This window comes from Microvirga sp., from assembly GCF_014699075.1.
Lineage (GTDB): Bacteria > Pseudomonadota > Alphaproteobacteria > Rhizobiales > Beijerinckiaceae > Microvirga.
Genome location: NZ_JACXAB010000044.1, coordinates 17193 through 32782, shown reverse-complemented (window position 1 = coordinate 32782; position 15590 = coordinate 17193). Strand labels below are relative to the sequence as shown.

The following is a 15590-nucleotide window of genomic DNA, read 5'->3' as shown; positions in this document are numbered from 1 at the left end:
CTCCTGTGTCTGAGATCTGCAACGACCTCATTCTGGCACAGCGATGCCGTAAGGGGGCCGTCCACCCCAACAGCACCCGACCACCTTGCACACACGTCAACAAATCCCTTGCCAAAGGGGAGCGTCCACATATGACAGTACCAGGTTAAGAGCAACAAGCGGACCTCCACACGTCCAAGCTGGATAGCTCTCCATGACTCAACCCGGACCTTGCTCCGGGTCACACCCGATGTCTGGAGTCGGCTGAAAGCTGCTTGTCCGCTTTCAAGCGATTGATGCCGCAAAGCGGACGTGGCCTCCACGACTAGTCGCACTGCCAGGCTCTGATGCGAAATGATGGCCAAGCCGCAACGTGGTCCTGCCCAATCTCTAGGGCCTTCGTGGTGGGCGCCTCTCTCGCGTGTGCCGCCGCTCACTGGCTCGCCGTCTCGGGTTCCACCCGTTCCGCTCTGAAGGCTGGGACCGGCTGGATAATGAGCATCCTAAGTGACTTCAGGATTTCACGCCGACAGCGAGCGCAAGGCGTTAGGGGTTGACTCTCGTCTGAGCTTGTATTTAACCTATTTGTTAAATAAACCTGACGCCGGCACAGGCTGCGTGAAAGGAGCCATTGCGATGAAAACCCCTCCGATCGTCTCGCCACAGGAATGGGAGGCTGCACGCCTCGAGCTTCTGGTGAAGGAGAAAACCCATACCCGCGCCCGCGACGCCCTCGCTGCTGAACGGCGGCGGATGCCCTGGATGGCGGTCGAGCGGGACTACACCTTTGAAGGACCATCCGGCACAGTCAGCCTGCTGGACATGTTCGAAGGCCGGCGGCAGCTCATCGTCTATCGGGCCTTCTTCGAGCCCGGGGTGCACGGCTGGCCCGAGCATGCCTGCCGCGGTTGCTCGCTAGGCGCGGACCAAGTAGGGCACCTCGCTCACCTGAATGCCCGCGACACGACGCTGGCCTACGTCTCGCGGGCGCCGCAGCCGGATATTACGCGGTTGAAAGCGAGGATGGGCTGGAGCATGCCCTGGTACACTTTGACCGACAGCTTCGATACCGATTTCGGCGTCGACGAATGGCACGGGCACAACGTGTTCTTCCGTGACGGCGAGCGCGTGGTGCGCACCTACTTCATCAACAATCGCGGCGACGAGGCGATGGGCACCGTTTGGAGCTACCTCGACCTGACGGCGCTCGGCCGCCAGGAGGTTTGGGAGGACTCGCCGGAAGGATACCCACAGACGCCGACTTATAAGTGGTGGAACTGGCATGACAGCTACGCACCGGACACCGCCCCGGATCCCAGATGGGTCGCGGTGTCTGAGGCCGGCGAGGCGGCGTTCCGGGCCGCTAGCGCGGGCGCCAAGGTGTGAACGGAACCTCCGTGCCCGAGACCGCGGAGTGGTTGAACCTCGCCGCGGCGTCGACCTTTGCGGCCATGGCGCTGGTAAGCGGTGCAGCCGCGAGTGGGCCGACAGAGGCGCACTGCGGGCCCGGGAGTGGTTGGCCGCTGGACGGAATGGTCGTGATGTACCTGCTCATGTGCGCCTTCCACGCCACGCCGTGGCTGAAGCGGCTGGGCGGTCGCCGGGCGATCGACGACCGCAGGGTCGAGGAGGAGAGCGAATGCAGCCCGCGGTAGACCCTCTGAGCACGACGCTGTCGGCGCTCGCGGATCCCACACGACGGGCGATCCTGGCCCGGCTCGCGCGCGGGGCGGCCACCGTGAACGAGTTGGCCGAGCCGTTCGACATCAGCCTGCCCGCGGTGTCGCGACACCTCAAGGTGCTGCAGGCGGCGGGCCTGATCTCGCGGGGTCGGGAGGCCCAGTGGCGGCCGTGTCGGCTGGAGGCCGGACCGCTCAAAGACCTGGACGGCTGGCTCGCCTCCTACCGCCGCTTCTGGGAGGGTAGCTTCGACAAGATGGAGGCCTACCTCGCGACGATCACAAAAGGAGACACCGATGGGCGCGAGAACTGACACCCGGAGCGCCGCGGCCGAGCGCGGCCGCGACCCGGGAATGCCCTTGCGCGACGACGAACTGCTGATCGTGCGCGCGTTCGACGTCCCGGTCGCGCTGGTGTTCCGGATGTGGGAAGACGCGTCCCACCGCACCCACTGGTGGGCACCGAAGGGCTGCCGCTGCACCCACTTCAGCCATGAGTTCCGCGTGGGCGGCGCGTGGCGAGCCTGCTTTCTCTCCAACACCGGAGGCGAGAACTGGCAGAGCGGCGTCTACCGCGAGATTGATCGGGATCGCCGGATCGTCTTCAGTTTCGTCTGGGACGGGGGACCGTCCGCAGCTATCGAGACCTCCGTGACAATCACCTTCGCCGAGGCCCATGGCCAGACAATCCAAACCTTCCACCAGACGCCTTTCGCCAACCCCGAGCGCCGCAACAGCCATATCACCGGCTGGAGCGGGCTGCTCGATCGCCAGCAGGCCTATGTTGAGACCAGATCTCAAGGAGACGCCTCATGATCACACTCTACGCCTTCAAGTGGGTGCCCGACTTCGCCCAAGGCCTAGTCCGCGACCTTCGCGTCCGTTGGGCGCTGGAGGAGGCCGGCATGCCTTACGGTACCAAGCTGCTCGGCCAGGACGACAAGGACGCGCCCGCCTACCGGAGCATCCAGCCCTGGGGGCAGGTTCCCGTCATTGAGGAGGACGGTCTGGTGCTGTTCGAGAGCGCCGCCATCGTCCAGTACCTTGCTGATAGATCCGAGGCGCTATCGCCGCGTGATCCGGTCAGCCGGGCCAAGGTGGCGCAGTGGCTGTTCGCGGCCATGAACTCGGTCGAGCCGCATGTCGCCAACCTAGCCAATCTCGACCTGTTCCACGCGAAAGAGGATTGGGCGAAGGCGCGGCGGCCGGGCCAGGAGGCCTTCACCCGCATGAAGCTTTCGTCTCTCGCCCGGCGGCTGGACGGCCGCGAATGGCTGGAGAACCGGTTCACCGCCGCTGACCTGCTGATGGTGACGGTGCTCAGGATCCTGCGTCACACCGACATCGTCACCTCCGACCCCGTTCTGGGGCCCTACCTGGCGCGCGGCGAGGCGAGGCCCGCATTCCAGCGGGCGCTCGCGGCGCAGCTCGCGCCGTTCCGGGAGAATGCGCCAGAGATGGTACCGGCCTGACGGCGGCAACGCCGTCGCATCCCACGCCTATCTCCCGTACCCAAGGGCGCTCAGCCGCACAGTCGGTCGTGGCCACAAGCGGAATGGCGGCTTTCAGGCTCAGAGTGTGGAGGCGCTGCCGCTCTTTTAATGCGTCGGCTAGCGGCGGCTTCTGATGACAATCAGCAAAGCGTGGCTCAGCAGGCGTGATGAAACAGCGATCATCGTCCGCCGAATGACGCGGCAAGGAGTTGGTCCGGTGATGTCACGGTAACCTGAGGGGTCCGAGGTGGGAGAGGCTGCTCGGCATTCACCAACGATTCAGTGGCGTTGCCCCATCTTAGGATACCGGTCGCCCAACCGAACTCCCGGCCAAGCCCGAGATCTCTACCTCTCTCAATCTTGGACTTGGTCGGGTTCGATCTTCAATCGGTAAACATTACCCCGTAGTGGCTGCCAGCAGTCCACACCAGTCGAACCCTGGCGACAGACCCCTCCTGTGGGATCCTTAATAGAAATTCCAAGGGGACATCAGCTGGGGCGGGGATCACCAGCCGCGCACCCGTCTCAGACAAGTCCCACACGGTACAGGCAACCGGATCGCCAGTGGTTTCGCTTGCGAACCACCCCTCTAAGCCAGCGGGAACGCGTTCACTCGATCGACGCTCAGGCATTACATGGTTCATGCAAGAGTTCCTGTTTCGGCGGAACGAACCCTGTAGGGGACCGGCTGGAGTGAGGCTGCCCTCGATGCGTGGGGGTTCCAGAGCGCGGCGCTGCAGTTTGACCGCCGCCAGCGCGGATTATGGCGGGTCCGACGAGGAGCCCAGGAGGGCAGTACATCCGTGCCGGCCCCGGGACTCGTCGACAGCTGTCGTTGACAGGCAGCTGAGGCGAGAGTGAGCTGATTTGCCGAACGGGACAACTGGCAAAACCGGGGCGCGTCGCCTTGGCGCACTGGCTCCAACTGCTGGGCAATTTAAGGAAGCATTAACCAAACCGGCAGAACATCGGCACGTTTCCCACACAATGCGCGATGTCCCAGAATGCTTGCCTCAGCTACTGTTCTTGTCGTCGAGAATGACCCCATCACACGCGAGCTGCTGGAGAACGTTCTCCAGGCCGCCGGCTGTCAGGTCTTGGCCGTTCCAACGGGCAACGCAGGGCTCCTGTCGCTCTGCCAGCAGCAGGCTCAAATCGACTGGCTCGTAACGCGCGTGAGGCTTCCCGGGCTGGTGGATGGGTGGCTCCTCGCCGATGAGTATCATCGGCACAATCCGGGCCGGCCGGTTGTCCTGTTGTCCGAAGAGATCCCCGAGACTGATTGTCCCTCAGTACACGCCGTATTCGTCCCGCCGCATGCCCCAATGATGGTGCTTGAGACATTGAAGGGTTTGGCATTGTCTGAAACGGTTGATGACGCTCCGGTCGAGATGCTTAGGGCTGCCTAACCAAAGAGGGGCCGTTCATGAGCGACAACAACGAAACCGTTGCCTCACGTCTCTGGCGCGACCGTGCACAGATTCGGGAGCAGGAGCGGGATGACGCTCGGGCTCGGCTGAAGATTGCCGAGGAGAAGGTAGCAATCCTATTGGCTGAGAATGACCGGCTCGCAGCCGAGAACGCCCGGCTGCGGGAACGGGTCAATCCAAATGCAGGCCTAGCCCGCAACGAGACTGAACAACAGATGGCGGAACTCAGGGGGGCATTGATGCCTCTGCTTGCGAATCCGCGCCCAACGACGCACTGACGTACGTCAGTTCATTTTTGGGAAAGGGGAGGGTGCAGTAGATCCACCCTCCCGCAGCATTCACCGTCCTTGACGTGCAGCCTGATGAATATCGCCCCGGGATAGGCCAATGTCAGATAGTTCCCGATCCGTCAGGGCAGCCAACTGGCGAGCCGTCTCACGGGAACGGTGCCATTGGCGAAGGCTGGAAAGAATGACCGAAAGAAACATGACGCAACCTCAATAGTGAGCCGACACAAGCGCAAGGGCGCCGCGAACTGGCAGCGAGAAAATGGGCCACCTGTTGGGGTGGCCGAGTTGAGGGAAGAAACCCGCCACATGGAGCCCGTGGCGGAGGAGGGGTCATCTACAGCGCACCTGGCGCAGGACAAACCCGCTCGAGCCCAGCCCTGTCATGCGGAATGAGCATGGAACGGATGTGGAGGGTTTAACTTCGTTGAAATTTGCTGGGGTGCTGCTCTGCGAGACCCGAGCCGTAGTATGATGCTGATGCCGGACTGCGGAGCGATTGGTCGGATACTCCCCGGCTCGCATGATGCGCTACCTTGAGCTTGTTCTGTATGCCTTTGTGAAGTTCGTGATTTGGTACAGCGTTATTTTGTTGTTCGGCATTGTTGCTGTCGAGGTTGCGACTTGTCCGGCACAGAACCGCTTTGTCACAAGTGAGCGGAGTGGGGCGGTCTACGTGTGTGACCGGAACGGCGACATCGCTCGGCTCAATGCAGTTCTTCGGGAGCATCTTCATCAGGGCAGGGAAGGCCAATGAAACCTGCCTACGCTGTTGGGAGTTATCTTGGTACGGAGGGTCTGCCCCACAGGTCTCCTTGACCGTCCTCCGTGACTTGAGCCCCGTTCAGACCAATCCCGACGGGGCTTTTTCATGCCCCATCATCAACCCCGCGGGGCCCGTCCCGACATTGCTTGACAGCCTATGTCACGACGCAAGAATTATCCTGCCGTGACGGAGGAGATGCCGTGGATGTGGTCGTGACGCCTGCGGAGTTCAAACCAGGCACTTGGATGTTGAGCGATAGGCTCCAGCGCCCTGTTGGAACCATTACGGAAGTCTCCCCGTCGCTATTCACCATCCAAGCAGACGCCAACTCGGGACTGGCCGGAATGGAGAGTACCACCTTCGCCTCACTCGACAGCGCCATGTCGGCCATCGCGAAACGCATGAAGGGTGAGTGTCAGCTTTCGAGCGGCCATGGATAACGTGAAGTCGCGTGGCCAGGATTGAGGTCCAACCCACGTCACGCCCCGGCGCCAGCCCTGTCCAGCACGCGCATGACTTGAGTGGCCATCCATTCCTTGCCCCGTGCGCTCCTGATGTGCCGCTCATTGAGGGCAGCCGCAATCTGCCGAAGAAACGTGGCGCAGCCTGCCTGGATGGAGAGCATAAGGAGTTGTGGGGCAACACTGTTCCTCACAGTCAGAGCTCTCGTTGGAATAGCGGCTGAACGTGCTTGGTAGCCGCTTTCCTGGGGACCCTCTCACAAGTTGCCCCACAGAACCTCATGCTCGCTCAGCCTTTGTAGCCCCACTACAACGGGTAGGGCGCTGACGTTGACCGCCGCTGCTAATTGACAGGTGAAGCGCCGGAGGATCACGATCCTTGAGTGGGAACTCCACAAGGAGCATCACGATGGATAGCTTCGACCACATTCTGAACTGGCGACTGAAACACGGCTCGCATACGTTTCCTGGGCAAGACGGCGGAACCTGCATCAACGAAGCCGCCATTGTGGCGGCCGGCTTCCCATACCAGCCGGTGCGCTCAGTGGAAGACATGCCGGCGTGCTTCTCGCGTCCGATCTGCCGGCTGGCGATGCAGCTGAACGACCAAGCCGATAACAAGCAGCGGCAGCATCTGCTGCCCTTCGTCACGCGCTTGGCCTGTGCCGATACGCCGACTGTCGAGCGGGAGCGGGAAGCTTACATCGCCTCGCGCATGAGATGGTGTCTCCCGTTTCGGGAAGGTCTCAAGGTTCTGGAGGGCGCACTAGCCATCGGACGGCAGGCTGACGGATTCCCGATAGAAGAGGTGAGAACCCGGATGGAGTCTGCTCAACAGAAGGCACCGAGCCCCACGTCTGAACCCGACAACTTTCTGTTCTCGAAGTTTCAGGGGTGGTTTGTTGGTATATTCTAGGAGAAAGCCGATCCTGGTGCCGCGTGTTACTCGGCCTTTAAGGCAATCAGGCTCTTCCGGTTTTGCCTAACAACAAGCTGCGGTTTATGCAGACCGCTGCCTGCTGAGCCAGCTTATAGAATGAGCCTTTGGCCTTCGTGGCTTCCTACTTAGAGATCCTCTGACTTTTAATCAGAGGGTCCTGGGTTCGAGTCCCAGCGCGCTCACCAAATTATATCAAGCACTTAAATGCTGATTGGGTTTGGTCTTGCTTCCCAGAAAACCGGATTGGGAAGCGCATGGGAAGCAAGCTCAACTAAGTTAGCTTTTTCTCCGCGATCCCATCGGCTCACCCGCAGGTCGAACCTTACTGCCAGAATCAGCGAACGTCGGGAATCAGCCAGAGAGCGGACGTTGTTACGGTCGCGCTGAATGACTCAGATTGACCCGAAACGGATGTTCGCCGACATAAGAGAGGTCACTATTGAGGATGTCCGCCTTGGCTGCTGGTGCTCTGAGGGACAACACAATCGGCGCGATCACTGGACCGCGAGGGCAAAGGGAGGGAGACTCCCGGTAGTTGGTTTCCGCCGAATCCAAGGAGTCATCCGTGACCTTGTTACCGAGAGTGGTCGCGACGCCACGTGCAGTGGTGGCGGTTGCGGCGGCATTGGCGGCGACCGCCGGTCTCCTCAGCCAGTCGGCCGGTGCGCCGGCCGCGGTCCAGGCGACCGGGTTGCAGCAGCAGCTCGACACCTTGCTCACCGATGCGCGGTTCACCGGATCTCAGGTCGGCCTGATGGTCCGGGACGCGACGACTGGCGAGACGCTCTACGACCGGAACGGCTCGACCCGGCTGCTGCCCGCCTCGAGCACGAAGCTATTCAGCTCGACGGCCGCGATGCACACCCTGGGCGCGGGCTTTCGGTTCCACACCGACGTCCTCGCCACTGCGCCCGTCCGCAACGGTAAATTGCGCGGCAACCTGTATCTGAAGGGGTACGGCGACCCGACTGCGCTCGAGTCAGACTACGTCGCCCTCGCCAAGCAGATCGCCACGTCCGGCGTACGGCGGATCGACGGAGACCTGATTGCGGACGACACCTACTTCGACAAAGTGCGGCTGGGCGACAGCTGGGCCTGGGACGATGAGCCGTTCTACTACTCGGCTCAGATCTCGGCCCTCACCCTTGCGCCGAACACCGATTACGACTCCGGTACTGCGATCGTCGAGAGCCTGCCCGGCGCCACGGTCGGGGCGCCGGTGAAACTTAAACTGGTCCCGGCCAACGGCGTCCTCAAGCTCGTGAACACCGCGACGACTGGTGCGGCCGGTTCGAGCAACACGCTGTCGATCGAACGTGACCACGGCACCAACATCGTCCGGGTGACCGGCTCCGTCCCCGCCGACGACACGCTCGGCCAGGAGTGGGTGACCGTCTGGGAGCCGGCCACGTACGCCGCCGACGTGTTCCGCCGCGCTCTCGCCGCCGAGGGCGTCCGGGTCGACGGACACATCCGGGCGGCCGCGACTCCGCCCGGCGCACGACAACTGGCCCGGGACGAGTCGATGACGGTCGGCGAACTGATGAACCCGTTCCTCAAGCTCTCGAACAACATGCACGCCGAGACCTTGGTGAAGGCGATGGGCGTGGTGGTGAAGGCGAACGGCAGCTGGTCCGCCGGGCTCGGCGTCATCACCGACTACGCGAAGAGCGTCGGCGTCGACACCAGCACGATCCGGCTGTCCGACGGCTCTGGTCTGTCCCGCAAGGTCAACGTGACCGCGAAGAGCGTCACCGACATCCTGCTGGCAGCACAGAAGGAGCCGTGGTTCCAGCAGTGGTACGACGCGTTGCCGATTGCGGGCAACCCCGACCCGTTCACCGGCGGCACGCTGCGCAGCCGAATGGTCAACACGTCCGCGGCGAACAACCTGCACGGCAAGACCGGCTCACTCACCGGCGTCACCGCGCTGTCAGGATACGTATCGACCAAGGACGGCCGCAAGCTGGTCTTCTCGATGATCAGCAACAACTACCTGGTCAGCCCGCGTGCAGTCGAGGATGCGGTCGGCGTGACGCTGGCTTCCTGGAGCGACCAGGCACCAGTCGCCGCGATCAAGCCAGACACCGGCCGAAGCGCACAAACGGTCGAAGAAGCTTGCGGCACCGACTGGGTCAAAGCCTGCTGATGCGGGAGGTCAAGGCCTGCTCATGCGTTAGACACAGCGGCAGCCTGCTAGCGGCCGAGGCGCCTCTCTGAGAGATGGGCCGTATCCTTGCTGGACGGCGAAAGAGCCTGCAATGATCCATCTGCTGGGTGCTGGTGCTCATGCGATTGGGGAATAGATATGAGCCGCAAGGTGGCTGCAATCAGCACGACGGAGACAGGCTTCACCAGGCTCTCCCAAGACAGAATGCTGTTCCCCGTGGCGAGATCGGTCGCAAAATCGACCACCAAGTAGACGATGATCACCTCAATCAGCGCGTGCTTGAGTTCGCTGACGTTCTCGATCTGCATCCACCCCGGCACCCTCTCGCGTGCCCCGCTATCCAGCCGGAACACGAACCCAAAGGCAATTGCGTAGGCGAAGATGATCAGCACCACGCCGAACAGAGAGGCGTCCGTTGCACCCATGACAGCAGCCGTAATTTCTCTTGCCTGTCCAAAGCCCCCTAGCCACAGAGCCTCGGCTGCATGTTGGAGCTTGGCGCCAGCAAGACCGAACATCAAGATCGCCCCAAGCAGTGCCCAAAGACAGGCCAGCAGCATCAGGAAACGGAGCGGGAGGAGATATCGTACCATTGTGATCGAACCTTCCTGCTATCGCCGAGATGAGCCGATAGGGACAAGTTGACGACTCATCCGCCTAGTCACGTCTTGGGGAGGGCTCGCTGCCTGCCAGCGATGGCTTGCATTATCGTGGTGTGAGTTCACTGATGAGATCATTGATCTCCTTGGCCATAGCGGCAGGGAAGTTGAACCGGTTGATCGCGCCAAACACGCCGATGCCGCAGCTGGGTGAAAAGGCGCTCACCGTCGGGTATGCCGAGCAAACATTCCTTCTGCCCAATCCGTTCTACCGCATTCCGTAACGTACTCAGTCGTCCGACCAGTCATGGCGAGGCAAGCGGCTTAACAGCCTCGTAGATCGCAATCACCGCATCGTGGAGCCGGTCCATTCCCTCGGCAGGTTGCGAGTTGGTCTGCACCGTGATCAGGATATCGTCCTGCGCAAACCAAACGTAGAGAGTGCGATAGCCAAGCGTCTCGCCCTCGTAGAACCAGTGCGCTCCTGCCGGCCCGAGGATCGCCTGGACCAAGCCGAGGGAGAAGCCGCGCGGGTCCTCGGTCGTTAGCCCGGCAAGGGTTTCGCCGGTCCGGGTCGAGATCATCCGGAGCCACTCACCTTGTTGTTTGGCTGGCACCACCTGACCCGCGAACACCGCTCGCATCCAGCGGTTGACGTCCCGTGGGCTCGAGACTGCGCCGCCGGCGGCCTGGGCCCACGATGAACTCATGGCGCGCACATCGCGGCCCACCAACGGCAGGTTCCAGGATGCCGCACAATCCTTAGGCTGGTAATCTGTGCAGGCCGGGTTCTCGAAATAGCCATGCGCCAGCCGCTGGACCACGGCCTCAGGATAGGTGCCACTCTCGTAGAAGGTCGAGTGGAGCCCGAATGGCTCGATGACAAGCTCATGAACCAGCTCCTGGAATGTCTTACCGGCTGCCTTTTCGGCAATCATACTGGCCAGGATGTAGTTGGTGTTGGAGTAGTGATAGCCCGTCGTCACAGGAAGTCTGTTGCTGCTTGTGGGATACACCATCCTCACAAGCTCCTCCGCGCTGAGGTCGCGCTGGGGTTCCTCGACCCACAGGCGTGACATCGCTTCGGTCTCGGAATAGTTCGGAATCCCGCTGGTCATGTTGAGCAGGCGCCGGATGCTGACATCCTGCCAGGCGGGATACTCCGGCAACCACTTGCTGATTGTGTCGTCGAGCGACAGCTTGCCGGCGGCTTCCAGCTTGAGGATCACCGCAGCCGTGAACGACTTCGATGTGCTGCCCATCTGGAACAGGGTGTCCTGGCTGATGGGCCCGCTGGAGGGAGACCGGCCAGTGGTGCCAGCGAACGCCTCGATGGCCGGCCCAGGATCCCCGAGGCTGATATAGGCGGCGATGCCGGTGAGCTTCTCCAACGGGGCTCTCTCGGCGAGCCACCTTTCGAGGGCCGCTTGCACCTTCTCGGGCCTGCTCGGCTCGGCACCCGCACCGAAGACGACCATCGATCCGATAAAGCCGATACACGCGGACAGAAGGACTGTTGCCCTGGACATGGTCGTCTCCCTGATCCATCAGGGTCGGCTGCCATTACAGCAGATCTATGGCCAAGCCAGCAGCGCACGCCTGGCACATAGCTATGTCCCGAAACAACAAGATGCGACCGTATCCGGCCCATTCACCTTGGAGCCGGGGCTTTACCATATGCCGGCTCTCGCCCAACTCCGGCTGACAGACCGGTCGTTAGGACAACATTGGTGAACGACCGAATTTGGCACACCTGAGACGCTATGCCGAGGGCAGCAATCCTCACGGAACCAGACATTCCGAAAAGTGAATGGACTTCACTGCCTGACCCACGGCGGCACTGGGCCTGGGCTTTCCACCTGGCTGATCACACTTGCGCGGATAGACCTGGCCACGCGATAAGGATAGCCCGCTCGTTAGCCGATAGGTGAACGAACCAAGCGACAAGGTCCGAGGCACCGCATGTCCCCGACTGACCAACTGTTCACGGATGGCGCCGCATATGAGAGGCTCATGGGTCGCTGGAGTCGCCGCGTCGGTGACGTGTTCCTCGACTGGATCGAAGCCCCGAGCGATCGCCGATGGTTGGACATCGGGTGCGGGACCGGCGTTTTCACCGAGCAGGTGATCCTGGGCTGCTCTCCCGCAGCGGTGGTCGGGCTCGACCCATCTCCCGAGCAACTGGCCTTTGCCCGTGGACGTAGGGAATTGACCCGGGTGGAGTTCCACGTTGGCGATGCGCAGGATCTCCCGTTCTCGGACAACAGCTTCGACATCGCGGTCATGGCGTTGGTCATCCACTTTGTGCCTGACCCGGCCAAGGCGGTCACCGAGATGGGGCGGGCCCTCCAGCCCGGCGGCACGGCCGCAGCCTACGTGTGGGACTACACGAACGCTGGATCGCCGACGGCGCCCCTCACGGCTGCGATGCGGGCGATGGGTCTTCAAGCGCCTGCACCGCCAAACCCGCAAGTGACCTCGTTACTAGCGCTTGAGGAACTCTGGCGAGCCGCTGGCTTTGAGCAGATCGGCACGCGAGCCATCGACATTTCGGTCGAATTTGCTGATTTCGAGGAGTTTTGGCAGTCGATGACGGTGCCGGTCGGGCCCGCCGGGAAGGCGATAGCTGGGATGCCGCCGGACGGCTTGGCGCAATTGCGGAGCGTCCTCGAACAGCAAATGGCGCTCACGGCCGACGGATGCATCATCTACGAGGCACGCGCGAGCGCCGTCAAAGGCCGTAAGAAAGCCTGAGGAGGTCCGGTTTGGACACCAGGCGGAAGTGGACTGAATACCCGCTTTCCCGGTGTTAGCAGACGTTCACACAGTCGCGCTTAAGGGCAGTGCCTGACCCGCAACAGACCTTCGGCTGTCTAAAGTTGTCACGACAAGCAGTACCGACTTCTAAGATTTCATTCCCGTAGGAGAGAATGGGTTAAAGGATTATCATCGCATGAACCCAAGGGGTTCAGCTGTGTACCAATCTGGGGACGGCACTACTGTCTTCGACATCCAAATCGACGCTGCCGCGGCAGCGAACAATCGTGCTGACACCGAACCCTCAATCCTCTTTCCTGATAAGGACATCCTGTTCTCCGCTGACTTCCGGAGAACTGGAGCCGATCTCCTGCTCGTAAGGCATGAGACAACCGCAATCATCTTGGACTATTTCCGGGACGGGCGGCGCCTGAGCATCACGACCCCCGAAGGTGCGAGCCTCACAGGCGCTACCGTCGAGATGCTGGCGGGCCCTGATTCCTCGGGACAATATGCGCAGGCGAGCAATGCTACGCCAACCCGGACGCCGATCGGTCGTGTCGAGAAAGTGTCGGGGTCGGCGACCGTCCTGCGGAATGGCGTTCCGGTCGAGTTGCACTTCGGCGATATGGTCGCCAAAGGCGACGTCGTACAGACGGGAACGGATTCGTCGCTAACGATCAAATTCAACGACGGAACAGTCTTCAGCCTGTCTTCCAGCGCCCGCATGGTGCTGAACGACATGGTGTACACCGCAGATTCGAATGCGAACTCGGCGCTGTTCACCCTGGTCCAGGGCGTCATCGGCTTCGTCGCGGGACGGGTTGCCAAGTCCGGCGATCTCAAGGTGGATACCCCAGTCGCCACCATGGCGATCAGGGGTACGGCCGTCCAGACTGAGATCGCAGCATTCAGCGGAACCACGAAGTTCTCGCTTCTGACGGAGCCGGATGGAACCGTGGGTTCGTTCGCTCTCCTGGACAAGAACAACCCGTCCCGTGTGATCACGTCGCTGTCGGATGCACGTGTCGCGACGCTCCTGACCCCGGTCGCTGGCTCTGACCCACAGGTCACCCAAATCGCGAAGACAGCCGACGACATCCGCGGCGAGAACGATTTCGCACGAGACATCTTCCAGTTCTATTCTACTGAGAACCGTCAGCCCAGGGGCAGCAGTGGTTTCGACGACAAGCCGATCATTCCCGTGACCCTGCCTCAGCCAGTCGATCTGCCCGACTTGTTGCCCTTCGACGTCACACCTGTTGTCCGAGAGCGTGCCGCCCCTCGCGAAGTTGTTCTTCCACCCCTCACAATCGATCCAATACTGATCCGTGGCTCGGCCGTCGAGGACGGACCGCTTGCACAGCTGAGCGGCCTAATGGAGGCGGCCACGCTGGCTGGCGATACTCTGCCGCTCGTGATCGTGCCGGCGTCATTGCCTCCCGGTGTGAGATATCTTGACAGCGCGCGGAGTTTCTCTCTGGATCCATCGCATCCATCCTATCAGCACTTGGGTGACGGGGAGACTGAGACCGTCACGGTCGATTACAGCGTGCTGATCGATGGCAACATCCGAGTTCCGGCATCGATCTCGTGGATTGTTGCTGGCCGAAACGATGCTCCCGTTGCAGCGGGCGACCGCATCGACGACGTGGGCGAAGCTGGAGTTAGGATCCTGGCGGTGCGCGCTAACGACCGCGACGCCGACGGCGATTTACTCAACGTTGTCCGCTGGACAAGCCCGCCCGAAGGTGTTGTCTTCCGCAACTCCTCAGGGGAGCTGGTGTTCGACCCTCGCGACGATTTCCGCGCCCTCAGCAATGGTGAAACGGCAACAGTGACCTTCGACTATACCGTCGCCGACGGCAACGGAGGAACCGATACTGCAAACGTCACGCTGCAAGTCCGCGGCACCGGAACGTTTACGTCTCCTCAACAAACAGCGTCGACCAGCAGCATCCTCGACTATAATGATCAGCCGGTCTCGCTCACCATTAGTGCGCCATCTGCCACCACGACTGCAATTGCCGATTTTAGCCTGACCATCAATCTTGGGTCGTTCTTGCAGCCGCAGATGAATATTCTCTACCTGATCGACATCTCGGGCAGCACATCGGAACGATTTGAAGGGACACCGGTCGGAGATCTTAACGGCGACGGACGTGCCAATACCATCCTGGATGCAGAAATTGCCGGCCTCATCGCCCTGACCGAGCGCGTGAGAGGAATCGGATTCTCTCCCGCTGACCTCACCATCACGATCATCCCATTCAACGGCAGCGCCGACCCAGCCGATCCTACCGATGGAGGCATCGTGAATGCGGAGACGTTCAGCCTCGGGCAAGTGGGAGATGAGGCGATCGGAAACTACCTGCGTGATCTCGATGCAAGTGGATCAACGAATTTCGCCGATGCCTTGCGAGCCGCTAACAACCGTTTGCAGGGCTTGGATCAAGGAGGCGAGGAAAATTTCCTGTACTTCCTCTCTGATGGCAACGGGCAGGGCGCGATCAACACTGAGCTCGCGACGCTGAACAATGTTTTCGGGACGAAGATCACCGCTCTCGGCGTGGGCGAGGATGCGAGTCTCTCCCAACTGAATGAGATCGACAACACGGACGGAGCATCTCTACTGACATCACCAGACCAGATCGACATCTCTGTCCTCGGTTTGCCACTTCCGAGTGGGGCGGTTGCCGATATCGACCTCTTTGTGAACGGTACGGTGCTCGCTGGGATCGGTCCGGAGGATTTCGTCTCTACGCCCGCCGGGCTTGCCCTAGATACGGCGATTGGAGGGTTGAGGCGGCTCGTGGGAGACGGGAATACGGTGTCGGCTGTTGTCACATTCGCGAGCGGGGAGGTTCTGACGACGGAGTTGGCTATTGCGGGCGCTTTGCCCCGTTCCACAGACCTGATCCTGTGAGGGGGCATGCATCGGCCAACGATCCTGTCCGATCCCTTTCCTGACGGTCTGGCCCAATGGGAGACGCTTCTTCATCGCAGCCGCCAAGGCGAGAAGATCACCC

The 15590-nt window shown here is 61.5% G+C and carries 16 protein-coding genes and 1 tRNA gene; 13 read left to right on the top strand and 4 right to left on the bottom strand.

Annotated features, from left to right (window positions below):
* Positions 1-615: 615 nt before the first annotated feature.
* The 4 genes from IC232_RS26490 (at position 616) to IC232_RS26475 (ending at position 3130) form a co-directional block, all read left to right on the top strand.
* Positions 616-1365 carry a DUF899 domain-containing protein gene (locus IC232_RS26490; protein WP_190847954.1) on the top strand — a complete coding sequence of 250 codons (750 nt, stop codon included), beginning with the start codon at positions 616-618 and terminating at the stop codon, positions 1363-1365.
* Between the two features lie 253 nt (positions 1366-1618).
* Complete coding sequence (locus tag IC232_RS26485; RefSeq protein ID WP_190847953.1) at positions 1619-1972, top strand: ArsR/SmtB family transcription factor; 354 nt, start codon at positions 1619-1621, stop codon at positions 1970-1972.
* Complete coding sequence (locus IC232_RS26480; protein WP_210335517.1) at positions 1956-2474, top strand: SRPBCC family protein; 519 nt, start codon at positions 1956-1958, stop codon at positions 2472-2474. Before IC232_RS26485 ends, IC232_RS26480 begins: the two co-directional genes overlap by 17 nt.
* A complete protein-coding gene (locus tag IC232_RS26475; RefSeq protein WP_190847952.1) occupies positions 2471-3130 on the top strand; it encodes a glutathione S-transferase family protein in 660 nt (219 codons plus the stop codon). The genes IC232_RS26480 and IC232_RS26475 overlap by 4 nt, the downstream gene beginning before the upstream one ends.
* A 404-nt stretch (positions 3131-3534) precedes the next feature.
* On the opposite strand, the gene IC232_RS33425 is transcribed toward IC232_RS26475, so the two are convergent.
* Positions 3535-3783: a PilZ domain-containing protein gene (locus IC232_RS33425; protein ID WP_409564974.1), complete on the bottom strand. Its 249-nt coding sequence runs from the start codon at positions 3781-3783 to the stop codon at positions 3535-3537.
* Between the two features lie 372 nt (positions 3784-4155).
* On the opposite strand from IC232_RS33425, the gene IC232_RS26465 reads away from it, so the two are divergent.
* Complete coding sequence (locus IC232_RS26465; protein ID WP_190847950.1) at positions 4156-4560, top strand: response regulator; 405 nt, start codon at positions 4156-4158, stop codon at positions 4558-4560.
* 17 nt (positions 4561-4577) lie between these two features.
* Positions 4578-4859, top strand: a complete 282-nt coding sequence (locus IC232_RS26460) for a hypothetical protein (protein ID WP_190847949.1) — start codon at positions 4578-4580, stop codon at positions 4857-4859.
* A 60-nt stretch (positions 4860-4919) separates the two neighbouring features.
* Here the strand turns inward: IC232_RS26460 and IC232_RS26455 are convergent, their stop codons facing one another.
* Positions 4920-5069, bottom strand: coding sequence for a DUF1127 domain-containing protein (locus IC232_RS26455; RefSeq protein ID WP_190847948.1), 150 nt, complete (start codon positions 5067-5069; stop codon positions 4920-4922).
* Positions 5070-5391: 322 nt separating this feature from the next.
* Here IC232_RS26455 and IC232_RS26450 point away from each other — a divergent pair, with 322 nt between their 5' ends.
* The 4 genes from IC232_RS26450 (at position 5392) to dacB (ending at position 9184) form a co-directional block, all read left to right on the top strand.
* On the top strand, positions 5392-5625 hold the full coding sequence (locus tag IC232_RS26450; protein WP_190847947.1) for a hypothetical protein: 234 nt from the start codon (positions 5392-5394) through the stop codon (positions 5623-5625).
* A gap of 879 nt (positions 5626-6504) precedes the next feature.
* Positions 6505-7011: a hypothetical protein gene (locus IC232_RS26445; protein ID WP_190847946.1), complete on the top strand. Its 507-nt coding sequence runs from the start codon at positions 6505-6507 to the stop codon at positions 7009-7011.
* Between the two features lie 122 nt (positions 7012-7133).
* A tRNA-Lys gene (locus IC232_RS26440) sits at positions 7134-7220 on the top strand.
* A 380-nt stretch (positions 7221-7600) separates the two neighbouring features.
* Entirely contained in the window at positions 7601-9184 is a 1584-nt protein-coding gene (gene dacB, locus IC232_RS26435) for a D-alanyl-D-alanine carboxypeptidase/D-alanyl-D-alanine-endopeptidase (RefSeq protein WP_190847945.1), read from the top strand.
* Between the two features lie 47 nt (positions 9185-9231).
* Here dacB and IC232_RS26430 read toward each other — a convergent pair whose 3' ends face one another.
* The gene (locus IC232_RS26430; protein ID WP_190847944.1) at positions 9232-9798 is read right to left on the bottom strand and encodes a YqhA family protein; all 567 of its coding nucleotides are present in this window, start codon (positions 9796-9798) and stop codon (positions 9232-9234) included.
* A gap of 134 nt (positions 9799-9932) precedes the next feature.
* Between IC232_RS26430 and IC232_RS26425 the strand changes: the two genes are divergently transcribed.
* Positions 9933-10088, top strand: coding sequence for a hypothetical protein (locus tag IC232_RS26425; RefSeq protein WP_190847943.1), 156 nt, complete (start codon positions 9933-9935; stop codon positions 10086-10088).
* Positions 10089-10109: 21 nt separating this feature from the next.
* Here IC232_RS26425 and IC232_RS26420 read toward each other — a convergent pair whose 3' ends face one another.
* The gene (locus IC232_RS26420; protein ID WP_190847942.1) at positions 10110-11333 is read right to left on the bottom strand and encodes a serine hydrolase domain-containing protein; all 1224 of its coding nucleotides are present in this window, start codon (positions 11331-11333) and stop codon (positions 10110-10112) included.
* Between the two features lie 484 nt (positions 11334-11817).
* On the opposite strand from IC232_RS26420, the gene IC232_RS26415 reads away from it, so the two are divergent.
* Together IC232_RS26415 and IC232_RS26410 are read left to right on the top strand one after the other, a co-directional pair.
* Positions 11818-12558, top strand: a complete 741-nt coding sequence (locus tag IC232_RS26415) for a class I SAM-dependent methyltransferase (protein WP_210335516.1) — start codon at positions 11818-11820, stop codon at positions 12556-12558.
* Between the two features lie 484 nt (positions 12559-13042).
* The gene (locus tag IC232_RS26410) at positions 13043-15487 is read left to right on the top strand and encodes an Ig-like domain-containing protein (RefSeq protein ID WP_190847940.1); all 2445 of its coding nucleotides are present in this window, start codon (positions 13043-13045) and stop codon (positions 15485-15487) included.
* Positions 15488-15590 lie beyond the last annotated feature (103 nt).